Source organism: Streptomyces sp. NPDC048604, assembly GCF_043199435.1.
In the GTDB taxonomy this organism is placed as follows: domain Bacteria; phylum Actinomycetota; class Actinomycetes; order Streptomycetales; family Streptomycetaceae; genus Streptomyces.
Genome location: NZ_JBICVX010000003.1, coordinates 441,252 through 463,719 on the forward strand (window position 1 = coordinate 441,252; position 22,468 = coordinate 463,719).

Genomic DNA, 22,468 nt, shown 5'->3' on the forward strand with positions numbered 1-22,468 from the left:
CGGGCCGGGCTCACGGAACCACGGACTCACACCCGCCCGTACAGCACCATGTCCTTCCGCTCGCCGCCGACGTCCTGCCAGGAGCGCAGCAGGCCCTCGCGGACGAAGCCCGCGCGTTCGGCGGTGCGGCAGGACGCGGTGTTCCAGGGTTCGACGAAGAGCTGGAGCCGGGGGATGTGCAGCTCGCGCTGCGCCCAGTCGGCGACCGTGCCCAGGGCCGCGCCGGCCGCGCCCGCGCCGCGGCAGCGGGGGGAGATCCAGTACCCGAGGGTGGCCCGGCCCTCGGGCAGGTCGCGCAGCCACAGGCCGACCGTGCCGACGGCGCGGGCGTCGGAGCGGCGCTCGACGACGAACGGGTAGCCGCTGCCCTGCTCGGCCCGCGCCCACTGACGGTGGACGAACGCCTCGCCCTCGGCGCGGCTGTACTCCGACGGGACGGTCGTGATCAGCGGGATGTACGGGTCCGTGGACGCCTCCCGCACCAGGGGCAGGTCGGTCAGCTCCCAGCGGCGCAGCGCGAACTCCTCGCCCGAGCCGGAGACCGCCGCGAGCCGTGGCACGACGAGCCCCTGCTCACTCAACACACTCACCCCAACAGCATCGCGCACACCCGCCGAATCCGCCCCTTGAGTGAACACGTTCAACGCCGGGGCGCTATCGTGCTCCCACGCGGCCTCCGCGATCACGCGAGCCGCGCCTTTTCTGACCTGTGGGGGGTCCCTTGATGCGCTCAACGCGCAGGCCGTCGCATGCCGTCGTGCGTGCCGCGGCCATGTTCGTCCTTTCGGCGGGGGTCGCAGCCCCCGCCCTGGTCACGGCGCCCGCGGCCTACGCGGAGACCGCGACCGTCACCCGTACCACCACGCTCGACGACGGGCGGCTCGACATCGGGCTGCCGTCCAACGCGCTCTGGGTGAAGGTGAACGTCCTCGCGTCCACCGCCCCGGACGCCGCGGTCCTCGCCTCGACCGACGAGCTGCGGCCGCACGAGTACGACTACTCGACCGGTCAGCCCGCCGGCTGGAAGACCGACGCGGCCCTGCGGCTGCCCGAGGGCACGGCACTGGGCGACTACCCGGTCTCCGTCGACTACCGACTGCCCGGCGGAACGGTTCAGCACTGGACCGGCGGCACCTTCGCCTACAAGCTCCACACCGGCGTCGCCGAGACCGTCTTCGACCGTACGACGACGGACTGGGACCACCGCCAGGTGGTGCTCTCCGGCAAGGCGACGACCTTCGACCCGTCGACCGGCACCAGCGGACCCGCCAGGGCCGGAACCAAGGTGAAGGTCACCCTGGACCTGGACGGCGGGCCGAACCCGTCGGCCCAGGCCACCGCCGTCACCGGCAACGGCGGCACGTTCTCGGTGCCCTTCACGCCGAACGCGCGGGTCGAGAGCGGCACCGCCACCGTCGTCGAACCGGCCGCCGACACCGACCCCGACGCCACGCACAAGGTCCGGGAGACCGTCGGCGTCGAGCAGACCAAGTACCGGATCAACGCCACCCTCGACAAGTTCCGCGTCCCCCTGGGCCAGAACGTCAACGTCAAGGGTCGCGTCGAGCGCCTCACCAACGACGGCTGGCAGCCGTTCGCGGGCGCGCCCGTCGTCTCGTCGCGGGACTGGCCGTACGCGTGGGTCCACCACGTGGCCCGTCCGATGGGCGGCGCGGACGCGGCCGCCGACGGCACCTTCGCGTATCCCGCGAGCGCGCCCGTCGCGACCGACGTGTTCACCCACGTCCGGCCCTCGGTGTACCTGGGCGAGCTGCCGTTCGCCCGTGGCAGCATCGCCGTTCCGCAGCGGGCCGCCTTCAGCGACGTCAAGATCGCGATCGACCCGTTCGGCACGGTCCGGGCCACCGGCAAGCTGAACGCCGTCGGCTGCGAGTCCGAGCCCGTCGCCATCCAGTACTCCCTGGACGGCCGGACCTGGCGCAGCCTGAAATGGGGCCGGTCGTCGTACACCGGCACGGCCGCCTGTCCGTTCGACATCTCGGTGAACGGCTACGTCCGCGCGTACTACCGCGTGGTGCACGCCGAGACCGACCGGTACATCACGGCGGTCTCCGCGCCGGTCTTCCAGACCCGTACCCTCACCCGGTTCTCCTCCTTCACGATCAGCCCCACCCGCCCGACCGTCAACGGCACGATGACCGTGTCCGGCGCGGTGCAGAAGCAGGTCTCCGGGGTCTGGAAGCCGGCGGGTGGCCAGTACCTGACGCTGTACTTCAAGCCGCGCGGCGAGAGCCAGTGGTACTGGGTGAAGAAGAACGTCAAGACCGCCGCCAACGGCGGGTTCAAGTTCACCGCCACCAACTACGGCGACGGGTACTGGGGCATGGCGACCCAGCCGCTCACCGGCTACTTCTACAGCGAGTCCAAGGCGGTGTACATCGATGCGCGCTGATCACCGCGGCATGCCCCGGCGTTCCCTGACCGCGGTCGCGGTCGCCCTGGCGCTCACCGCGCCCGCCGCGCCGGCCTTCGCCGACACCGTGACCGTCGGCATCGGCCGGGCCACCACGTTCGACCACCAGCGCGGCGCGTTCCAGGTCTCGGCCTGGACGGACGCGCCGGACAGCACGGTCACCTCCGTCTCGGCGAAGATCCGCAAGGGCGACCAGGTCCTCGTCGAACTGCCCGCGCTGACCGCGTCGAACGCGGCGGGCTACTACCAACTGCCTGCCGAGACCCCGCTGAAGCTGACCGAGGACGGCGGGCAGATCCCCGACCTCGGCCGGTACTCGATCGACGTCACCGCCGAGGACAGCAAGGGCAACAAGCTCACCCGGCTCGACGCGGGAACGCTGGACTTCACGCTCCGGCCGGAGGCGACGTTCACCCTCGCGAGCCCGGAGTGGACCGACCCGGTCGCCCGCCCGAAGGGAACGCTGACGGGCGTCCAGCCCGGCTCCGGCGACACGGTCCCGCTGACGGGCCGTACGGTGCAGGTGTCGCGGAGCTACCCCGAGGCGTCGGCGCCGCAGACGGTCGCCGTGGCCGCGGACGGCTCGTTCGCCGCCGAGCCCTACCGGGTGACCACCAACACCAACTGGTACGACCTCGCCTTCTCGGAGAACAGCGACCAGGTCCACGGCTCCCTGAAGCAGCAGAACGCCTTCCACAGCGTCACGGCCCGCCCGGTGACGGTGACCGGCACGGCGGACAAGACCCGCGTCCTGCCCGGTGAGCCCTTCGCCATCAGCGGCCGCGTGGTGGCCACGGACGGCGGCACGCCGCTCGCCGGCACCGAGGTGCGAGTCAACTCCGGTGGGATGGTGCGGCTCGCGACCACCGACGGCGACGGCCGGTACACCGCCCTCTTCAAGGGCGCGCCGGGGCAGTACGCGGGCAGCTGGTACGTGTCGCCGACCGATGTGTTCCTCAATGGAGGCGCCAGCGGTCAGGTGGCCATGCCGGCCGAGTCCCACATCAGGAACGTACGGGGCTCGCTCGCGGCCGACACGACGGTCACGGTGACGGGCATGCTGGAGTACACCTACGAATCCCAGGGGCTCCACACCGAGCCGATGCGGCTGGAGCACTCCGCGGACGGCCGCACGGGCTGGAAGGTGATCGGCACCAGCGAAACCCACTCCGGATACGGCTTCACCGTCACCGGCCGCAGCACCGGCGGCTGGTTCCGCGTCCACCACCCCGCCACCGACACCATGGCCGAGAGCTTCGGCCCGGTCTTCGGCCTCTCCCGCACCCAGACGCGCGTCGTCTCGGTGAACGCGGCGCCCGAGCCGGTGCGCAAGGGCGCGGCGGTGACGGTGACCGGTGGGCTCCAGCAGTACAAGAACGGCGCCTGGACGCTGTTCGCCGGGCAGCCGGTGGGCCTGTGGTTCCAGGCGAAGGGGACGAGCACGTACAAGCTGGTCGCCTCCGGCAAGTCGGCGGCCAACGGCGGCGTCTCGCTGAGGACGACGGCGACGGTCGACGGCACGTACCTGATCCGCTACCTGGGCACGAGCACCGGCACGCACTTCAACTCGTCCGCGGTCGGCGACTTCGTCGACGTCCTCTGACGGTCCGTGCAACGCCCGAGGGCGGTACCCCCTGCTGGGGGTACCGCCCTCGTTCGCGTCCTGCGAGAACTGCCGATCCGTCGAGGGATCAGAAGTCCATGTCACCGCCCGGCATGCCGCCCGGAGCGGCCGCGGCGGCCTTCTCCGGCTTGTCGGCGATGACGGCCTCGGTGGTGAGGAACAGCGCGGCGATGGAGGCCGCGTTCTGCAGCGCGGAGCGCGTGACCTTCGCCGGGTCGATGATGCCCTCGGCGATCATGTCGACGTACTCGCCGGTGGCGGCGTTCAGGCCGTGGCCGACGGGCAGGTTGCGCACCTTCTCCACGATGACGCCGCCCTCGAGGCCGGCGTTCACGGAGATCTGCTTCAGCGGGGCCTCGAGCGCCAGCTTGACGGCGGCGGCGCCGGTGGCCTCGTCACCCTCCAGCTCCAGCTTCTCGAAGACCTCGGAAGCCTGCAGCAGGGCCACGCCGCCGCCGGCGACGATGCCCTCCTCGACGGCCGCCTTCGCGTTGCGAACGGCGTCCTCGATGCGGTGCTTGCGCTCCTTGAGCTCGACCTCGGTCGCGGCGCCGGCCTTGATGACGGCCACGCCGCCGGCCAGCTTCGCGAGGCGCTCCTGGAGCTTCTCGCGGTCGTAGTCCGAGTCCGAGTTCTCGATCTCGGCGCGGATCTGGTTCACGCGGCCGGCGACCTGGTCGCTGTCGCCGGCACCGTCGACGATGGTGGTCTCGTCCTTGGTGATGACGACCTTGCGGGCGCGGCCCAGCAGGTCCACGCCGGCGTTCTCGAGCTTGAGGCCGACCTCCTCGGAGATGACCGTGCCGCCGGTGAGGATGGCGATGTCGTTCAGCATGGCCTTGCGGCGGTCGCCGAAGCCCGGGGCCTTGACGGCGACGGACTTGAAGGTGCCGCGGATCTTGTTGACGACCAGGGTCGACAGGGCCTCGCCCTCGACGTCCTCGGCGATGATCAGCAGCGGCTTGCCGGACTGCATGACCTTCTCGAGCAGCGGAAGGAGGTCCTTCACGTTGCCGATCTTGGAGTTGGCGATGAGGATGTACGGGTCCTCGAGCGAGGCCTCCATACGCTCCATGTCGGTGGCGAAGTACGCCGAGATGTAGCCCTTGTCGAAGCGCATGCCCTCGGTGAGCTCGAGCTCCAGACCGAAGGTCTGGGACTCCTCGACCGTGATGACGCCTTCCTTGCCGACCTTGTCCATGGCCTCGGCGATGAGCTCGCCGATCTGGGTGTCGGCGGCGGAGATGGAGGCGGTGGAGGCGATCTGCTCCTTGGTCTCGACCTCCTTGGCCTGGTCGAGCAGCGCACCGGAGACGGCCTCGACGGCCTTCTCGATGCCGCGCTTGAGGGCCATCGGGTTGGCGCCGGCCGCCACGTTGCGCAGGCCCTCGCGGACCAGCGCCTGGGCGAGAACGGTCGCGGTGGTCGTACCGTCGCCGGCGACGTCGTCCGTCTTCTTGGCGACTTCCTTGACCAGCTCGGCGCCGATCTTCTCGTACGGGTCCTCGAGCTCGATCTCCTTGGCGATGGACACACCATCGTTGGTGATCGTGGGGGCGCCCCACTTCTTCTCGAGGACGACGTTGCGACCCTTGGGGCCGAGGGTGACCTTGACGGCGTCAGCGAGCTGGTTCATGCCGCGCTCGAGACCGCGCCGGGCCTCCTCGTCGAACGCGATGATCTTGGCCATGTGAAGTGGTCCTCCCGGACATGGGGTGGATAACGCTCCAGGACCGCGCCGACGCCCGCGACGGACGGTCTGCGCGCCGTGCGGTTCCTTGCCCCGCCCGGCCTGCGGACCTCGTCTGCCCGATCCTCGTAAGCACTCTCACTGGGAGAGTGCTAACGCCAATGATTAGCACTCGACCCAGGCGAGTGCAAGCGCCTCTCGGGGATCGGGCCGGTCGTCGCCACCCGCTGTACGCACGCACGAGGGGCCCGCATCCTGGTGGATGCGGGCCCCTCGAACGAAGTGCGTCGGTGGCCGATCGCGCCGCGGTCAGACGGCGAGCTTGACCATGTCGGCCTGCGGGCCCTTCTGGCCCTGCGAGATCTCGAACTCGACCCGCTGCCCCTCTTCGAGGGTGCGGTAGCCGTCCATCTGAATCGCGCTGTAGTGGACGAAAACATCCGCACCACCGTCGACCGCGATGAAGCCGTAGCCCTTCTCCGCGTTGAACCACTTGACGGTGCCCTGAGCCATGCCTAACTCCCCTATTACTGGCCCTTGCGCGGGACCGCACTTCGCGGACCCGGGTCAGACCCTGCGCCGGAACGCGTCGACCGCGGCTGAATGTATCTGCCCAACTGCCCTCTGCAACAGGTCAATCGGACGAGAAATCTGAGCGAACGAGAAAGGAGAATTGCGGAGATTTCCTTGATTTCCTGGGCAAGTCGGGCCCGGGAAAAGGCGCAAAAAGTACACATCGCGCGAGCACATTGGCTGCTTCTTGTCGCATGCGGGCGCATTCTCATATGCGGTCGGCATGAGCAGCGGAGGGGACTTCCCCAACTCTACCGCGCTCAACCATGCAGAATTGCCCCCTCCGTTTCTTGACGGAGGGGGCAATTGGGATACCGCGGGTAACGCGTGGAGCGCGTCAGCAGCCTCCGGCACTGTGCTCGATGGTCAGCCTCCGGCGACGGCCGGGATGATCGAGACGCCCGCGCCGTCCGGCGTGACCGTCTCCAGGCCCTGCTCGAAGCGGACGTCGTCGTCGTTGACGTACACGTTGACGAAACGGCGCAGCTTGCCCTGGTCGTCGAGGACGCGGGCGGCGATGCCGGTGTGGTTCTTCTCCAGGTCCGCGATGACCTCGGCGAGGGTCGTGCCCTCGGCCGGGACCTCGGACTGCCCGCCCGTGTAGGTGCGCAGGATGGTGGGGATGCGGACGTTGACGCTCATGCGTACTCCCTTTCAGTGGGCCAGGCCGGCGTCGCGGAACGCGTCCAGGCTCGGGCGGATGACGGCGGTCGCCTGAGAGGTCTCGGCCACCGCGTCGAGGGTCTTGAGGCCGTCGCCGGTGTTGAGGACCACCGTCGTCAGCGTGGGGTCGAGGACGCCGGCCTCTACGAGCTTCTTGGTCACGCCGACGGTCACGCCGCCCGCGGTCTCGGCGAAGATGCCCTCGGTGCGGGCGAGCAGCTTGATGGCGTCCACGACCTGCTCGTCGTTCACGTCCTCCACGGCGCCGCCGGTGCGGCGGGCGATGTCGAGGACGTACGGGCCGTCGGCCGGGTTGCCGATGGCGAGGGACTTGGCGATGGTGTTCGGCTTCTGCGGGCGGACCACGTCGTGGCCGGCCTTGAAGGCGGCCGAGACCGGGGAGCAGCCCTCGGCCTGGGCGCCGAAGATCTTGTACGGCTTGTCCTCGACCAAGCCGAGCTTGATCAGCTCCTGCAGACCCTTGTCGATCTTGGTGAGCTGGGAGCCGGAGGCGATCGGGATGACGAGCTGGTCCGGCAGCCGCCAGCCGAGCTGCTCGCAGATCTCGTACGCAAGCGTCTTGGAGCCCTCGGCGTAGTACGGCCGCAGGTTGACGTTGACGAAGCCCCAGCCCTCGCCCAGCGGGTCGCCGATGAGCTCGGAGCAGAAGCGGTTGACGTCGTCGTAGTTGCCCTCGATGCCGACGAGTTCGCCGCCGTAGACCGCGGCCATGACGACCTTGCCCTGCTCCAGGTCGTGCGGGATGAACACGCAGGAGCGGAAGCCGGCGCGGGCGGCCGCGGCGCCGACGGCGCCGGCCAGGTTGCCGGTGGAGGAGCAGGACAGGGTGGTGAACCCGAAGGCGCGGGCGGCCTCCAGGGCCTGGGCGACGACGCGGTCCTTGAAGGAGTGCGTCGGGTTGCCGGAGTCGTCCTTGACGAACAGCTTGCCCGGCTCGACGCCGAGGGCGGCGGCGAGGTTGTCGGCCTGGACGAGCTTGGTCCAGCCGGGGTTCAGATTGGGCTTGTCGGCGACGCCGGCCGGGACGGGCAGCAGCGGGGCGTAGCGCCAGATGTTGGCGGGGCCGGCCTCGATCTGCTTGCGCAGCGCCTCGGGGTCGCCGGCGGGAAGGTCGTACGCGACTTCGAGCGGTCCGAAACACAGCTCACAGGCGAAGATCGGGCCGAGCGCGAACCGCTCGCCGCACTCGCGACAGGAGAGGCCGGTCGCGGGACCGAGATCGACCGAATTCTGGGTGGTTGCAACCGTCTGTACAGCCATGGAGGCGAGGCCCTTTCTCCTCATCTTCCTCATGGCGCATTTCGCCATGAGACGGATTTGGCACCTTCCCTAGCCGGGAGCCTCGCGGTCGCACGACGGCGACGGAGAACCGACTGGAGGGTTGCCGGGGCTTCAACGGGCCGTTTCCCTCTGCCCCTCTGGATGAGCGGTATTCGATTGTGGAACGCGGTCGGGACCCCGACATGCACCGGGCCGCTGCGTTGTTCAAGACTGTAACCGAAGGCGCGGACGGTTGAGATAGTCGTCCGAACCGCGAGATGGATCACAGACCGCAGCAACTGGGGAGTAACCGACGTGCTGGATGAAGTGGAGCGCTGGCTGGGCAGGCGCTCCTGGTCGGTGGCCGACCGGCCGATGGAGCAGATCCTGGCGGCCAAGCGGTCGACGACGGTGAGCGTGGTGCTGCCGGCGCTGAACGAGGAGGCCACGGTCGGCGACATCGTGTCCGTCATCCGCCGCGAACTGATGTCCGAAGCGGTCCCGCTGGTCGACGAGCTGGTGGTGGTGGACTCCGGGTCCACCGACCGTACGGCACAGGTGGCCGCGGCGGCGGGCGCGCGGGTGGTGGCGCGGGACGCGATCCTGCCGCGGATCCCGGCGCTGCCCGGCAAGGGCGAGGTGCTGTGGCGCTCGCTGCTGGCGACCGGCGGGGACGTGGTCTGCTTCGTGGACGCGGACCTGCGGGACTTCTCCGCGGACTTCGTCTCGGGGATCGTGGGCCCGCTGCTCACGGACCCGGACGTGGAGTTCGTCAAGGCGATGTACGACCGGCCGCTCGGGGACGCCCCCGGGCAGGGCGGCCGGGTGACGGAGCTGGTGGCGCGGCCGCTGCTCAACCTGCACTGGCCGCAGCTGGCCGGCTTCGTGCAGCCGCTGGGCGGCGAGTACGCGGCGCGGCGCACGCTGCTCGAGCGGCTGCCGTTCCCGGTGGGGTACGGGGTGGAGCTGGGGCTCCTGGTGGACGCGCTGCACACGGTGGGCCTGGATGCGCTGGCGCAGGTGGACGTGGGGGTGCGCAAGCACCGTCACCAGGGCGGTCAGGCGCTGGGCCGGATGGCGGCGGCGATCTACCGGACGGCGCAGGTCCGGCTGTCGCGCGGGCACCTGGTGCGGCCGGTGCTGACGCAGTTCGAGCGGGCCGAGGACGGCGCGCCGGGGTTCGTGCCGCGGACGTATCCGGTCGACACCGAGGAGCGGCCGCCGATGGCGGAGATCGCGGAGTACGCGCGCAGGCGCGTGGCGTAGCGGGCGTGGCGTAGCCGGGGCGCGCGGGGGCGGGTGACTAGATTCCGTTTTCATGCGATTTACACAATTCACGCAGTTGACGATGGAAGTCGGTGGGCGCGCAGGAGAGCGGCTGTGGCTGCTCGGGGGCCTGGTCCTCGCCCTGGGCGCCACCGGCGTCGTGGCGCGGGCGGCGGCCCGGGCGCGGCGGGACCGGTGACCGGTTGTCGCCACCCTGTCCGGGCGTACGTTTGAGCGGTTCCGGGACGGGCTAGGTTCGCCACATGGCCACTGTTCTCGTCGCCTCCAACCGCGGTCCGGTCAGCTACGTCCGCCGGGACGACGGCGCGCTCGACGCCCGGCGGGGCGGCGGCGGGCTGGTGTCCGGCCTGAGCGCGGTCTCCGCGGAGGACAGCCTGTGGGTCTGCGCGGCGCTGAGCGAGGGCGACCGGGAGGCGGTGCGCCGGGGCGTCGGCGAGACGGGCGTCCGGATGCTGGACATCGATCCGGCCGTGTACGACGACGCGTACAACGGGATCGCGAACTCGGTGCTGTGGTTCCTCCACCACCACCTGTACGACATCCCGCGCGAGCCGGTCTTCGACGCGGAGTTCCGCCGCCGCTGGGAGTCGTACCGCGCCTACAACCGCGCTTTCGCCGAGGCGCTGGCGGAGGCGGCGGACGAGGGCGCCTGCGTGCTGGTGCAGGACTACCACCTGGCCCTCGTCCCCGGGCAGCTGCGGGAGCTCCGCCCCGATCTGCGCATCGGCCACTTCACGCACACGCCCTGGGCCTCGGCGGACTATCTGCGGATGCTGCCGGCGGACATCCGCGAGGAGCTGCTGCAGGGGATGCTCGGGGCGGACGAGCTGGGCTTCCACACGACGAGGTGGGCGGACGCGTTCGTGGCGTGCGCGCGCCTCGACGACGAGACGCGGACGCCCCGGGTGCGGGCCTACCCGCTCGGCGTCGACGCCGAGGACCTGCGGGCGCTGGCGTACCGGCCGGAGGTGGACGAGCGGCTCGCGCGGCTGCGCGAGGAGATCGGCGACCGCCGGACGATCGCCCGCGTCGACCGCACGGAGCTGTCCAAGAACATCCTGCGCGGCCTGCTCGCCTACCGGGAGCTGCTGACCGTCCGGCCCGAGTGGCGGGGCCGGGTCGTCCACCTGGCCTCGGCGTACCCCTCGCGGCAGGACCTGGAGGCGTACCGCTCGTACACGGCGGCGGTGACCGAGCTGGCGGAGCGGATCAACGAGGAGTTCGGCACGGCGGACTGGCAGCCCGTGCTCGTCTCCGTCCAGGACGACTTCACGCGCTCGCTCGCGGTGTACCGCATGGCGGACGTGGCCCTGGTCAACCCGGTCCGCGACGGCATGAACCTGGTGGCCAAGGAGATACCGGTGGTCTCCGAGGCGGGCTGCGCCCTGGTCCTCTCGGAGGGCGCGGGAGCGTACGAGGAGCTGCGCGAGGACGCGCTGACGGTGAACCCGTACGACGTGACGCAGACCGCGGAGGCCCTGCACAAGGCCCTCACGATGCCCGCGGCGGAGCGCGCCGACCGTACGAAGCGCCTGGCCGCCGCAGCGACCGCCCTGCCACCCCAACGCTGGTTCCTCACCCAACTGGAGGCCCTGCGCGCCCTGCCGCAGGCGTAAGCCGCCCGGCGGTAGCCCCCGCCCTGCGAACGGATGATGCCGCAGAATCTTCCGTTCCGGCCTCTCCTCGCCGCGGTCCTTCTCGTGTCAGACTCTGCCGCGATCGTTCCCCCAGGCGATCCGCCGGCATCACACGAAGCATGCGAAGGGATCGCACGTGAAGCGATTTGTCGTGGGCATGACCCTAGGGTCGGCGCTCACCGCTCTCCTCGCCGCGGGACTCACCCCGGCCGCCGCGCAGGAAACCCGGGACTCCTCGGCGCCGGGGGCCAAGGGCCCCGCCCGGCACCGCGCCGACAACCGTCCCGGACCGCTCACCAAGCAGCGCACCGAGCTGCGCGAGCAGGCGATCGACAAGGTCGCCAAGGGGAAGGCCCGGGCGAACGCCGAAGGCGTCGTCGAGGTCGCCCCCGGCAAGTTCGTGGAGACGGCCACCGTCCGCTCCGAGAAGATCCTCACCGTCCTCGCCGAGTTCGGCGACCGCGCGGACGGCAAGTACGGCACCGTCCCCGGCCCCCGGCACAACGAGATCCCGCAGCCGGACCGGAGCAAGGACAACTCCAACGCCTGGACCGCCGACTTCTCCAAGGGCTACTACGAGAACCTCTTCAACGGGCCCGGCGAGTCCATGAAGACGTACTACGAGAAGCTCTCCGGCGGGCGCTACTCGGTCACCAACACCGTCGAGGACTGGGTCAAGGTCCCCGGCAACGCCTCCTCCTACGGCGACAACGCCATCGAGGACACCGGCGGCTCCTGGGCCTTCGTCCAGGACACCGGCGACGCCTGGTGGAACGCCCAGCTCGCGGCCGGCAAGACGCCCGCCGAGATCGACGCGTACCTCGCCCAGTTCGACGTCTGGGACCGCAACGACTGGGACCACGACGGCGACTTCGACGAGCCCGACGGCTACGTCGACCACTTCCAGGCCGTCCACGCCGGCATGGGCGAGGACTCCGGCGGCGGCGCCCAGGGCGAGGACGCCATCTGGTCGCACCGCTGGTACGTCAACGGCGACGACTACGGCCTGACCGGCCCGGACGTCTCCGGCGTCCAGAACAAGGCCGGCGGCGCCCGCATCGGCCAGTCGAAGTACTGGCTCGGCGACTACACCACCGAGGGCGAGAACGGCGGACTCGGCGTCTTCTGCCACGAGTTCGGCCACGACCTCGGCCTGCCGGACTACTACGACACGAACGGCGGCGAGAACTCCACCGCCTTCTGGACCCTGATGAGCTCCGGCTCCTGGCTCGGCCACGGCGCCGCCGCGAACCAGGGCATCGGCACCCACCCGGGCCTGATGGGCGCTGAGGAGAAGCTGTTCCTCGGCTGGCTGGACTACGCCGACGCGCCGCTCGGCGCGACGGGCTCGTACACGCTCAATCCGGCCCAGTTCCAGACCGCCGGCAAGGAGCAGGCCGTCCGCGTCGCCCTGCCCGACAAGACGGCCAGCACCGTGTACACGGCCCCCGCCTCCGGCTCGCACGCCTGGTGGACCGGTTCCGCGGACGGGCTCAACCAGTCCCTGACCCGCTCCGTGCCGGCCGCCGCCCGGGTCACCGCCAAGGCCGAGGCCTGGTACGAGATCGAGGCCGACTTCGACTACCTGTTCGCCGAGTACTCCCTCGACGGCGGCGCGAACTGGCTGCGCGCGGGCACGGCCGTCGACGGCTCCTCGGCCGGCAAGTGGACGACGCTGCGCTTCGCGTACGACGCCGGCGGCAAGCCCTCGCTGTTCCGCTTCCGCTACCAGACCGACGGCGGCGTGCACTTCGCCGGCGCGTTCCTGGACGACATCACGCTGACCGCCGGCGGCACGACGCTCGCCGCCGACGACGTCGAGCAGGGCGCGGGCGGCTGGACGGCGACCGGCCGGTGGAAGATCTCCACGGGCACGGAGTCCGCCACCTACCCGCGGTACTACCTGGTGGAGAACCGCGAGTACGTCGGCAGCGATGCGCTGCTTGCGGAGGGCCCGTACCAGTTCAGCAAGGGCCTCACCGCCCCGGACTGGGTGGAGTTCTTCCGCTTCCAGAACGGCATGCTGGTCTGGTACGTCGACCGGTCCTTCGACGACAACAACGTCAGCGACCACCCCGGCGGCGGCTCGGCCATGGCCGTCGACGCCCGGCCCGCGCCGTTCCGGTTCGACGACGGCACCGCGCCGAGCAACCGGCGCCAGCCCTTCGACGCGACCTTCGGCCTGGAGGCCACGGACGCGACCTGCCTCCACAAGGAGGTCGAGGTCGGCAAGGGCAGGAACCGGACCGTCGAGACGAAGGCGGCCTGCGCCCCCTCCGTCCCCGGCATCCCGGTCTTCGACGACACGGACCCGAACGCCTACTACGACCCGGCGGCCGCCCAGGCGAGCGTCAAGGTCGCGGGCCACGGCGTGCGGGTCACCGTCACCGACGACGCCGGCGACGACCTGCGGATCACCGTGGCCAACCCGGCCGCGCACTGATCAGCGCGTACGGAACCGGCGCGTGCTGATCAGCGCGTCCTGACCGCCTCCGCGAGCCGCGCGAGGAGGTCCACCACCGCGGACGGGCCGGCCACCGACAGGTCGGCCCGTTCCGCCAGTTCCGGGACCTCCGTGGAGCCGCTGCACACCAGCAGGCCCGGGACCCCGTTCGAACGGAGCTTCTCCACGGCGGCGAAGGCGGGCAGGTCCCCCAGGTCGTCGCCCGCGTACAGCACGGACTCCGCGCCCGTGGCGCGCACGTGCTCCGCCAGCGCCATGCCCTTGTCCATGCCGGGCGGGCGCAGCTCCAGGACCATCCGGCCCGGCTCCAGGACCAGGCCGTGGCGCGCGGCCAGCTCGGCCAGCGGGCCCTTCAGCGCCTCGAACGCGCCCTGCGGGTCCGCGGCGCGCCGGGTGTGCACGGCGACCGCGCGGCCCTTCTCCTCGATCCAGGCGCCGGGCCAGGCCCCGGCACCGTCCAGGAAGCCGGGCAGTTCGGCGCGTACCGCGGCGACGCCCGGCGGCACGGCGGTGGCCGTGACCGTGCCGGAGACGGCGTCCCAGCGCTCGGCGCCGTAGTGGCCGAGGACGACCAGGTGCTCCAGGCCGGGCGCCCCGGCGAAGCCTCCGTGCCGGACGGCGACCCCGGCGGGCCGGCCGGTGACCACGGCCACCGAGGCGACGTGCGGGGCCAGTGCGGACAGGGCGGGCACCGCGCCGGGATGGGCGCGGGCCTGCTCGGGGTCGGGGACGATCTCGGCGAGCGTCCCGTCGAAGTCGAGGGCGACGACGGCTTTGGCAGGGCGCGCGAGGAGCGCGGCCAGACCGTCGCGGCCGGCGGACGTGGTCGGGTGCGGCAGGCTGCTGACCATGTCTCCGACCCTACCGACGCTCCGCGTCCGCGTCAGCGGCGCGAGTCAGCGGCGCTGCTCACGCTCGGCGCGCACCCGGCGCAGCCGGTTGACGGTCACCGGGTCGTGGACGAGGGCGCGCGGATCGTCGAGCAGCGCGTTGAGCAGCTGGTAGTACCGGACCGGGGAGAGCCCGAGCTGCTCGCGCACGGCACGCTCCTTGGCGCCGGGTCCCGGCCAGGAGCGGCGTTCCAGGGCGAGCACGGCGCGCTCCCGCTCGCCGAGGACCTCGCCCGGGCCCGCGTCCGGCTCCCGCTCCGATGCGTCGTTCATACGACCAACCTATTCGGCGGCGCCACCGGGCGTCCTCCGCGGTCGTCACTCGGCGTCCTCCGCGGTCGTCGCCTCGCGCCCGATCGAGGTGAGCACCGCGTCGGGCGAGCCGCCCGGGCCGACGGCCTTGCCGATGTTCTTCTTGACCCGCTCGCTGACCTGCGCCCAGGACGTCTTGCCGACCGGGTACAGCCGCGAGTTCGGCAGCGCCTTCAGGAACGGGGCGAGCTCGGCGTGCTCGGGGTCGGACTCCATCGCGTGGGAGGCGCTGACGGTGGAGGGCAGGAGTCCGTTCTCCCCCGCGAACTTCAGCACGTTCGCGTCGCTGAAGACGAAGTTGAGGAACTCGCCGATCTCCTTGCGGTGGCCGTTCTGCTTGAAGCCCATGATCCAGTCGGCGACGCCCATGGCGGCCCTGGGCTCCTTGTCCCGGCCGGGCAGCGGGACCATGCCGACGTCGACGCCCTGCTTGGCGGCCTCCTGCATGAGGGAGGGGTGGCCGTTGAGCATGCCGACCTCGCCGCGCGAGAAGGCGGCGAAGGCGGCCTTGCGGTTGAGCCTGCCGGGGGCGACGGGGCCGGTGAGGCCCTTGTCGACCAGTTCGTCCTTCAGCCACCGGAAGGTGCTGACGTTGGCGTCGGAGTCGATGACGTAGCGGCCGGTGTCGTCGGTGTAGCCGTCGCCGCCGCTGAGCAGCCACATCATGGTCTCGGCCTGGGCCTCCTCGGGCCCGAGCGGCAGCGCGAAGGGGTACGGCGTCTTCGCCCTCTTCAGCTCCTTCGCGGCGTCGGCGAGCTCCTCCCACGTGGTGGGGGGCTTGGCCACGCCCGCGTCGGCGAAGAGCTTCTTGTTGTAGAACAGCAGCCGCGTGGAGGCGACGAACGGCATCCCGTACTGGACGCGCTTCATCTCGCCGGCGGAGATCAGCGGGGCGAGGAAGTTGGACTGGACGGGGACGGAGAGCAGTTCGTCGGCGGTGTAGAGCTCGCCCGCGGCCGCGTGGTCGGCGTACGCGCCGATCTGCGCGATGTCGGGGGCCTTGCCGGCGTCGACGAGTTCGCCCACGACGCGGTCGACGTCGTCCCAGGACTCGATCCGGACCTCGACCTCGACGCCCGGGTGGTTCGCCTCGTAGGCGGCGGTGAGGCCGGCCCAATACTTCTCGGTGGAGTCGCCGCCGACGAGGTCGTAGTCGGCGGCGACGAGCGTGAGCGTGACGTCGCCGTTCCCGCCGGTCACGCCGCAGCCGGCGAGCGTGGCGGTCAGCCCCAGTGCGGCGACGGCCGCGGTCAGTCCAAGGAATCGCCGCTGCACAGCGTTGTCTCCACCTTCACTCGTCGTTGAGCTGCGATTTTCCCTCATCGCGAGGGATGAGGTCTACACCACTTGGGTAGTAAGCGCAACGTGCGCACGACGATTGCGCCCCGAGGAGCCGGCGGGCTTTGCGCGGGCTTTGTATGGCAGCGCAACAATATCGGGCAGTGGACTAGACCTGTTGGGGTCCGCCGGGTCAGACTGGGACCGTGAGACACGTCATCGCCCTCGATGTGGGCGGCACCGGGATGAAGGCCGCCCTCGTCGGGGCGGACGGCACGCTGCTGTACGAGGCCCGGCGCGCCACCGGCCGCAAGCGCGGCGCCGAGGCCGTGGTCGAGTCCATCCTCGGCTTCGCCGCCGAGCTGCGCGACTACGGCCTCCAGCGCTACGGCGCCCCCGCCTGCGCGGCCGGCGTCGCCGTCCCCGGCATCGTCGACGCCGACCGCGGCATCGCCGTCTACGCCGCCAACCTCGGCTGGCGCGACGTCCCGCTGCGCGCCCTGCTCAGCGAGCGCCTCGACGGACTGCCCGTCGCCCTCGGCCACGACGTGCGCACCGGCGGCCTCGCCGAAGGCCGCATCGGCGCCGGCGACGGCGCCGACCGGTTCCTGTTCGTGCCGCTCGGCACCGGCATCGCCGGCGCCATCGGCATCGGCGACCGCATCGAGGCCGGCGCCCACGGCTACGCCGGCGAGATCGGCCACATCGTCGTCCGCCCCGGCGGCGTCCCCTGCGGCTGCGGCCAGCGCGGCTGCCTGGAGCGGTACGCCTCCGCCTCCGCCGTCACCGCCGCCTGGGCCGAGGCCTCCGGCGACCCCGACGCCGACGCGGCCGACTGCGCCAAGGCCGTCGAGTCCGGCGACCCCGCCGCCGTACAGGTCTGGCAGACCGCCGTCGACGCCCTCGCCGACGGCCTGGTCACCGCGCTCACCCTGCTCGACCCCCGCACGCTCATCATCGGCGGCGGACTCGCCGAGGCCGGGGAGACGCTCTTCGCACCGCTCCGCGCCGCCGTCGAGGCGCGCGTCACCTTCCAGAAGCTGCCCGCCGTCGTCCCGGCGGCCCTCGGCGACACCGCCGGCTGCCTCGGCGCGGGCCTCCTCGCCTGGGACCTCCTCGCCGCCGACAATTCAACTGAAACCCCCCACGACCCGGAGGTCTCCGCCTGATGGCCGATCGCAAGGTTCTCGCCGGCGCACGCGTCGTGCTGCCCACCGGGATCGTCGAGAACGGACGCGTGATCGTCGAAGGCGGCCGCATCGCGGGCTCGGCGCCCGCCGACGCACCCGCCCTCGACCTCTCCGGCCACTGGCTCGTGCCCGGCTTCGTCGACATGCACAACCACGGCGGCGGCGGCGCGTCCTTCACCTCCGGCACCGTCGACGAGGTCCTCAAGGGCGTCCACACCCACCGGCTGCACGGCACCACGACCACCGTCGCCTCCTTCGTCACCGGCGACATGGACTTCCTCGGCCGGCGCGCCGGGCTGCTCTCCGAGCTCGCCGAGCAGGGCGAGATCGCCGGCATCCACTTCGAGGGCCCGTTCATCTCCCCCTGCCGCAAGGGCGCCCACGACGAGAGCCTGCTGCGCGACCCCGACCCCGCCGAGGTCCGCAAGCTCGTCGACGCGGCGCGCGGCCAGGCCCGGATGGTCACCCTCGCCACCGAACTGCCCGGCGGCCTCGACTCCGTACGGCTCCTCGCCGAACACGGCGTCGTCGCCGCGATCGGCCACACCGACGCCACGTACGAGCAGACCGTCGAGGCCATCGACGCCGGCGCGACCGTCGCCACGCACCTCTACAACGCCATGCCCGGCCTCGGCCACCGCGCCCCCGGCCCCATCGCGGCGCTCCTGGAGGACGAGCGGATCACCGTCGAGCTCATCAACGACGGCACCCATCTGCACCCCGCCGCCCTGGAGCTGGCGTTCCATCACGCGGGCCCGGAACGCGTCGCGTTCATCACCGACGCCATGGACGCGGCCGGCTTCGGCGACGGCCGCTACATGCTCGGCCCGCTGGAGGTCGAGGTGAAGGACAGCGTCGCCCGGCTCGTCGAGGGCGGCTCCATCGCGGGCTCCACGCTCACGCTGGACCGGGCGTTCAAGCGCGCGGTGACCGTCGACGGCCTCCCCGTCGAGTCCGCCGTCCAGGCCGTCTCCGCCAACCCGGCCCGGGTGCTCGGCCTGTACGACCGGGTCGGCTCCCTCGAACCCGGCAAGGACGCCGACCTCGTCGTCCTCGACGCGCACTTCGAGCTCACCGGCGTGATGCGGCAGGGCGAGTGGGTGGTTAAGCCCCAACTGGGCTGATTTACCACCAACTTACCTGACGGCGGTCGGTCCAGGGGTCTGGGCGGACCGCCGTCTCTTTGGCATGATCAGGGCGCGAAACAGGAGCCGGGCAGGACGACATGCGCTGACCAGGGGGGTGCGGCAGGTGATTCTCACGGTCACGCTCAACACCGCGCTCGATCTGACGTACCGCGTGCCCGCGCTGACCCCGCACGCCTCGCACCGCGTCACCCACGTCCTCGAACGGCCCGGCGGCAAGGGCGTCAACGTCGCCCGGGTGCTCGGGGCGCTCGGCCACGACACCGTCGTCACCGGCTTCGCCGGCGGCCCCAACGGCGCGGTGCTGCGCAACCTGCTGGCCCGCTGCCCCGTGCGCGACGCACTGGTCCCGATCAGCGGCAACACGCGCCGCACGCTGGCCGTCGTCGACGACGCGACCGGCGACACGACGCAGCTGAACGAGCCGGGCCCCACGGTCACCCCGCAGGAATGGGCCGCCTTCGTCGCCCGGTACAACGACCTCCTCCCCGCCGCCGACGCGGTGGCCCTGTGCGGCAGCCTGCCGCCGGGCATCCACGTGGGCGCGTACGCGGAACTGATCCGCACGGCCCGCGGCGCGGGGGTCCCGGTCCTGCTCGACACCAGCGGGGAGCCGCTGCGCCGCGGCATCGCCGCCCGCCCCGACATCGTCAAGCCCAACGCGGACGAACTCGCCCAACTGACCGGCGCCCGCGAGCCGGAGCGCGCCGCACGCGACGCCCGCCGCCGGGGCGCGCACGCGGTCGTCGCCTCCCTCGGCCCGGCGGGCCTCCTCGCGGTCACCGCGACGGGCCTGTGGCAGGCCACCCCGCCCGCCACCGTCAGCGGCAACCCGACCGGCGCCGGCGACTCCGCCGTCGCGGGCCTCCTGTCCGCCCTGGTCGACCAACTCCCCTGGCCCGACCGTCTGTCGAGAGCCGTCGCCCTGTCGACGGCGACGGTCCTGTCACCGGTGGCCGGCGAGTTCGAACGAGCCCGCTACGAACAACTCCTCCCCGAAGTCGCCGTACAGGCCCAGTCCCCGGCGGCGTAGCCACCTCAGCCCGCACGCAGAAACGGGTGGCGCCCCACCAGGGGCGCCACCCGTTCACACCGTCGGTCCCGCGACCGTCAGGGCTTCTCCTTCGTGATCTTCAGCCAGTCGAAGATCGCGTCGCACTGATTGCCCTGCTCACACGAGATCTTGATCGTGTTCATGCCCTTCTTGAGAGTCACCGGCGCCCAGGTGGTCTGCCAGTTCTTCTCCCAGTTCGGGTCCGAGGAGTGGATGAAGTTCTTCAGGCCGATCGGGTTGCTGTTCGGCTTGTCGTTGACCGACAGCGTCGCGTTGGCGTCCTTCGCGGGGATCGCGTACCGCACCGACAGGAAGTACTTCCCGCCCTTCTCCACCTCGGCCTGCCAGGTGACCGACGAGCCGAGCGCGTTGAACCCGGTCACATAGGCGCCGTCCGCGCCCTCCGCGCCCTTGATGTCCTTGGCGAGGGCCGCGGTGCCGCCGAGTTTCAGGGTGGCCGCGTCCTGCTGGGGGAGCTGCTGGGGGGTCTCCTGGCCGTTCGGCTCGCCGGTGGGGGACTCCTGGACGGCGGTCGGCCCGGTGGACGGCGTCCCGCCGGCCGACGGGTCGTCGTTCTCGTCGCCGTTGGTGACGATCGCCACGGTGATACCGATCACCACGACCGCGACGACCGCGATCGCGCCGATCAGCAGACCGTTGGTGTTCGGCCCGCGGCCGCCCGCGCCGCCGCCGCCGCGCTGCGGCGGGATCGGCGCCTGGCGGGTCCGCTCGCCGCCGGGGTACGTCTCGGGCGCGGCGTACTGCGCGCTCGGCTGGCCGTACGGCTGCTGCTGCGGGACCTGCCCGTGGCCGCCGTACTGACGCTCGCCGACCGTTCTGACCTGGTTGTACGACGTCCTCGGGACACCGGGCTGCGCGGCCGGCCCGGGGTAGCCGTAGCCGCCCGAGCGGGGCGGCTGGGCGCCCGACGCCTGGCCGTCCTCGTACAGGTAGCCGAACGGATCGTCGTCCTCGGGCGTGTTCGCGCCGCTGGTACCGGCAGCCATCCCCGTCACTCCTATCCATGCTCGCCAGCCGTCGCCGACCGGCCGAGCCTACCCCGAACGGGCCACCCTCCGGTGCGGTCCTTGACCATGACGAGCCGGTGGCGGCGGACTATCCGGCCCTGCGGTGGAGCTTCGCGCGGGATCGTTTCTCGATGTACATCCGCTGGTCGGCGGAGTTCAGGACTTCCTCCACCGTCATGCCGCACTCCGCCCAGCCGATGCCGAAACTCGCGCCCACCCGCACGGCCCGGCCGTCCACCCGGATGGGCGGGATGATCGCGTTCCGCAGCCGCACGGCGAGGTCGGCGGCGTCGGCCGCGCCGAGCCCGTCGGCGAGCACCACGAACTCGTCGCCGCCGAGCCGGGCGACGGTGTCCCCGTCGCGCACCCCGGTGGTGAGCCGGCGGGCGACCTCGATGAGGACGGCGTCGCCGGTGTGGTGCCCGAACCGGTCGTTGATCGACTTGAAGCCGTCGAGGTCGCAGAAGAGGACCGCGAGCCCCTTGGTGCCGTCGTCGACGTCTCCCCCGGTGGGGGCGACGATGTGCACGTGGTGGTCGTAGGGGCCGCCGCCGGGCGGGTCGAAGTCGTAGCCGTCGGCACGGAAGCCGTGCTCGGGCCGGCCGCCGCCGTACGCGTCGTAGCCGGGCTCGTCGTAGCCGCCCCGGCCCTCGGGCCGGCCGTCGTACCCGGCGGGCTCGTACCCGGGCTCGTCGTAGCCCTGGCCGGGACCCCCGTACACCGGCCGCGGCTCGCGCTCGCCGGGCAGGGACGCGCCGGGCAGGTGCGCGGCGCGCACCCCGCCGGGGCGCTCGCAGAGCCGGGCGCTGAGCCGGGCCCGCAGTTCGGCGCTGTTGGGCAGGCCGGTGAGCGCGTCGTGCGAGGCGCGGTGGGCGAGCTGGAGCTCGTGCCGCTTGCGCTCCTCGATGTCCTCGACGTGGGTGAGCAGGAAGCGCGGCCCGTCGGCGGTGTCGGCCACGACGGAGTTCCGCAGCGAGACCCAGACGTACGTGCCGTCGCGGCGGGCGAGCCGCAGCTCGGCGCGGCCGCCTTCGGCGGAGGTGCGCAGCAGGGTGCCGATGTCCTCGGGGTGGACGAGGTCGGCGAAGGAGTGGCGGCGCATGGCGGAGGCGGGGCGGCCGAGCAGCCGGCAGAGCGCGTCGTTGGTGCGGAGCAGGCGGCCGTGCTGGTCGCCGCCGAGTTCGGCGATCGCCATGCCGGAGGGCGCGTACTCGAAGGCCTGCCGGAACGACTCCTCGCTGGCCCGCAGCGCCTGCTGCTCGCGTTCGAGCCGGACCAGGGCCCGCTGCATGTTTGCTCGGAGCCGGGCGTTGCTGATCGCAATCGCCGACTGGGAGGCGTACATCTGGAGGGCCTCCCGGCCCCAGGGGCCCGGGTGGCGGCCGTTGCGCGGCCGGTCGACCGAGATGACGCCGAGGAGCTCGCGGCCGCTGCCCGAGGCGTACATCGGGGCGTAGAGGCGGTCCTGGGGGTGCCACTCGTCCTCGAAGCGCGGGGCGGGTCCGTCGGTGTGCCACTGGGGGACGTCGTCCTCCATGAGCACCCAGCCCTCGGTGTGCGGTATGAACCGCAGGTCGCCCCAGGCCTCGCCCATGGTCAGGCGGCGGTCCCAGGAGGCGCGGGAGCCGACCCGGCCGGTGATGAGGGCCTCGGCGGCGGGGCTGCCGGCGAAGGCGGCGACGACGAGGTCTCCGTCGGCGCGGACGAGGTTGACGCAGGCCAGCTCATAGTTGAGGCCGCGGACGATGCCTTCGGCGACGGTCTGCAAGGTGTCCGCGAGGCTGCGGGCTGTGTTGAGGTCGGCCACGACCTGGTGCAGCTGCCGCAGGGTCGCAAGACGGACGTACGGCTCCGACTCGGTCTCCATCGCTCGCTCTCCCCGAGACCTCGACAGCAACTCCAGGGTTCTCATCGGCAC

19 protein-coding genes and 1 riboswitch are annotated in these 22,468 nt (G+C 71.8%); of the genes, 9 read left to right on the forward strand and 10 right to left on the reverse strand.

Annotation, left to right across the window (positions count from 1 at the left end):
* Positions 1–26 precede the first annotated feature (26 nt).
* Positions 27–590, reverse strand: a complete 564-nt coding sequence (locus ACGFMM_RS08640; RefSeq protein ID WP_393644447.1) for a GNAT family N-acetyltransferase — start codon at positions 588–590, stop codon at positions 27–29.
* Between the two features lie 167 nt (positions 591–757).
* On the opposite strand from ACGFMM_RS08640, the gene ACGFMM_RS08645 reads away from it, so the two are divergent.
* Complete coding sequence (locus ACGFMM_RS08645; protein WP_393644449.1) at positions 758–2,413, forward strand: hypothetical protein; 1,656 nt, start codon at positions 758–760, stop codon at positions 2,411–2,413.
* The gene (locus tag ACGFMM_RS08650; protein WP_393644451.1) at positions 2,403–4,037 is read left to right on the forward strand and encodes a hypothetical protein; all 1,635 of its coding nucleotides are present in this window, start codon (positions 2,403–2,405) and stop codon (positions 4,035–4,037) included. Before ACGFMM_RS08645 ends, ACGFMM_RS08650 begins: the two co-directional genes overlap by 11 nt.
* A gap of 88 nt (positions 4,038–4,125) precedes the next feature.
* Here the strand turns inward: ACGFMM_RS08650 and groL are convergent, their stop codons facing one another.
* The 4 genes from groL to thrC all read right to left on the reverse strand — a co-directional run bounded on the left by groL (position 4,126) and on the right by thrC (position 8,265).
* The gene (groL, locus tag ACGFMM_RS08655; protein WP_393644453.1) at positions 4,126–5,748 is read right to left on the reverse strand and encodes a chaperonin GroEL; all 1,623 of its coding nucleotides are present in this window, start codon (positions 5,746–5,748) and stop codon (positions 4,126–4,128) included.
* 309 nt (positions 5,749–6,057) lie between these two features.
* Complete coding sequence (locus tag ACGFMM_RS08660) at positions 6,058–6,261, reverse strand: cold-shock protein (RefSeq protein ID WP_005315736.1); 204 nt, start codon at positions 6,259–6,261, stop codon at positions 6,058–6,060.
* Between the two features lie 426 nt (positions 6,262–6,687).
* Complete coding sequence (locus ACGFMM_RS08665; protein WP_393644455.1) at positions 6,688–6,963, reverse strand: MoaD/ThiS family protein; 276 nt, start codon at positions 6,961–6,963, stop codon at positions 6,688–6,690.
* 12 nt (positions 6,964–6,975) lie between these two features.
* Positions 6,976–8,265, reverse strand: coding sequence for a threonine synthase (gene thrC / locus ACGFMM_RS08670; RefSeq protein ID WP_393644457.1), 1,290 nt, complete (start codon positions 8,263–8,265; stop codon positions 6,976–6,978).
* Positions 8,266–8,282: 17 nt separating this feature from the next.
* Positions 8,283–8,434, reverse strand: a riboswitch (SAM riboswitch).
* Between the two features lie 146 nt (positions 8,435–8,580).
* Between thrC and ACGFMM_RS08675 the strand changes: the two genes are divergently transcribed.
* From ACGFMM_RS08675 to ACGFMM_RS08690, 4 genes are all read left to right on the forward strand, one after another.
* A complete protein-coding gene (locus ACGFMM_RS08675) occupies positions 8,581–9,531 on the forward strand; it encodes a glucosyl-3-phosphoglycerate synthase (protein ID WP_393644459.1) in 951 nt (316 codons plus the stop codon).
* Between the two features lie 76 nt (positions 9,532–9,607).
* Positions 9,608–9,730 (forward strand): hypothetical protein, encoded by a 123-nt coding sequence (locus ACGFMM_RS08680; RefSeq protein WP_393644461.1) that lies wholly within the window; start codon positions 9,608–9,610, stop codon positions 9,728–9,730.
* A 64-nt stretch (positions 9,731–9,794) separates the two neighbouring features.
* Positions 9,795–11,168, forward strand: coding sequence for a trehalose-6-phosphate synthase (locus ACGFMM_RS08685; protein ID WP_393644463.1), 1,374 nt, complete (start codon positions 9,795–9,797; stop codon positions 11,166–11,168).
* A gap of 178 nt (positions 11,169–11,346) precedes the next feature.
* Complete coding sequence (locus ACGFMM_RS08690) at positions 11,347–13,632, forward strand: immune inhibitor A domain-containing protein (RefSeq protein WP_393644465.1); 2,286 nt, start codon at positions 11,347–11,349, stop codon at positions 13,630–13,632.
* A 29-nt stretch (positions 13,633–13,661) separates the two neighbouring features.
* On the opposite strand, the gene otsB is transcribed toward ACGFMM_RS08690, so the two are convergent.
* Genes otsB through ACGFMM_RS08705 form a run of 3 tightly spaced genes read right to left on the reverse strand, consistent with a single transcriptional unit; the run spans position 13,662 to position 16,130 of the window.
* Positions 13,662–14,504, reverse strand: coding sequence for a trehalose-phosphatase (gene otsB / locus ACGFMM_RS08695; RefSeq protein WP_393644467.1), 843 nt, complete (start codon positions 14,502–14,504; stop codon positions 13,662–13,664).
* Positions 14,505–14,549: 45 nt separating this feature from the next.
* A complete protein-coding gene (locus tag ACGFMM_RS08700; protein WP_393644469.1) occupies positions 14,550–14,816 on the reverse strand; it encodes a DUF3263 domain-containing protein in 267 nt (88 codons plus the stop codon).
* 45 nt (positions 14,817–14,861) lie between these two features.
* Entirely contained in the window at positions 14,862–16,130 is a 1,269-nt protein-coding gene (locus ACGFMM_RS08705; protein ID WP_393644471.1) for an extracellular solute-binding protein, read from the reverse strand.
* Positions 16,131–16,339: 209 nt separating this feature from the next.
* Here ACGFMM_RS08705 and ACGFMM_RS08710 point away from each other — a divergent pair, with 209 nt between their 5' ends.
* The 3 genes from ACGFMM_RS08710 to ACGFMM_RS08720 all read left to right on the forward strand — a co-directional run bounded on the left by ACGFMM_RS08710 (position 16,340) and on the right by ACGFMM_RS08720 (position 19,501).
* Positions 16,340–17,302, forward strand: coding sequence for an ROK family protein (locus ACGFMM_RS08710; RefSeq protein WP_393644473.1), 963 nt, complete (start codon positions 16,340–16,342; stop codon positions 17,300–17,302).
* A complete protein-coding gene (nagA, locus tag ACGFMM_RS08715) occupies positions 17,302–18,447 on the forward strand; it encodes an N-acetylglucosamine-6-phosphate deacetylase (protein ID WP_393644475.1) in 1,146 nt (381 codons plus the stop codon). The genes ACGFMM_RS08710 and nagA overlap by 1 nt, the downstream gene beginning before the upstream one ends.
* 127 nt (positions 18,448–18,574) lie before the next feature.
* On the forward strand, positions 18,575–19,501 hold the full coding sequence (locus tag ACGFMM_RS08720) for a 1-phosphofructokinase family hexose kinase (protein WP_393644477.1): 927 nt from the start codon (positions 18,575–18,577) through the stop codon (positions 19,499–19,501).
* A gap of 77 nt (positions 19,502–19,578) precedes the next feature.
* Here the strand turns inward: ACGFMM_RS08720 and ACGFMM_RS08725 are convergent, their stop codons facing one another.
* A complete protein-coding gene (locus ACGFMM_RS08725) occupies positions 19,579–20,529 on the reverse strand; it encodes a CBM35 domain-containing protein (RefSeq protein ID WP_393644479.1) in 951 nt (316 codons plus the stop codon).
* A 109-nt stretch (positions 20,530–20,638) separates the two neighbouring features.
* Positions 20,639–22,417, reverse strand: coding sequence for a diguanylate cyclase CdgB (gene cdgB, locus ACGFMM_RS08730; RefSeq protein WP_393644481.1), 1,779 nt, complete (start codon positions 22,415–22,417; stop codon positions 20,639–20,641).
* Between the last annotated feature and the right edge of the window lie 51 nt (positions 22,418–22,468).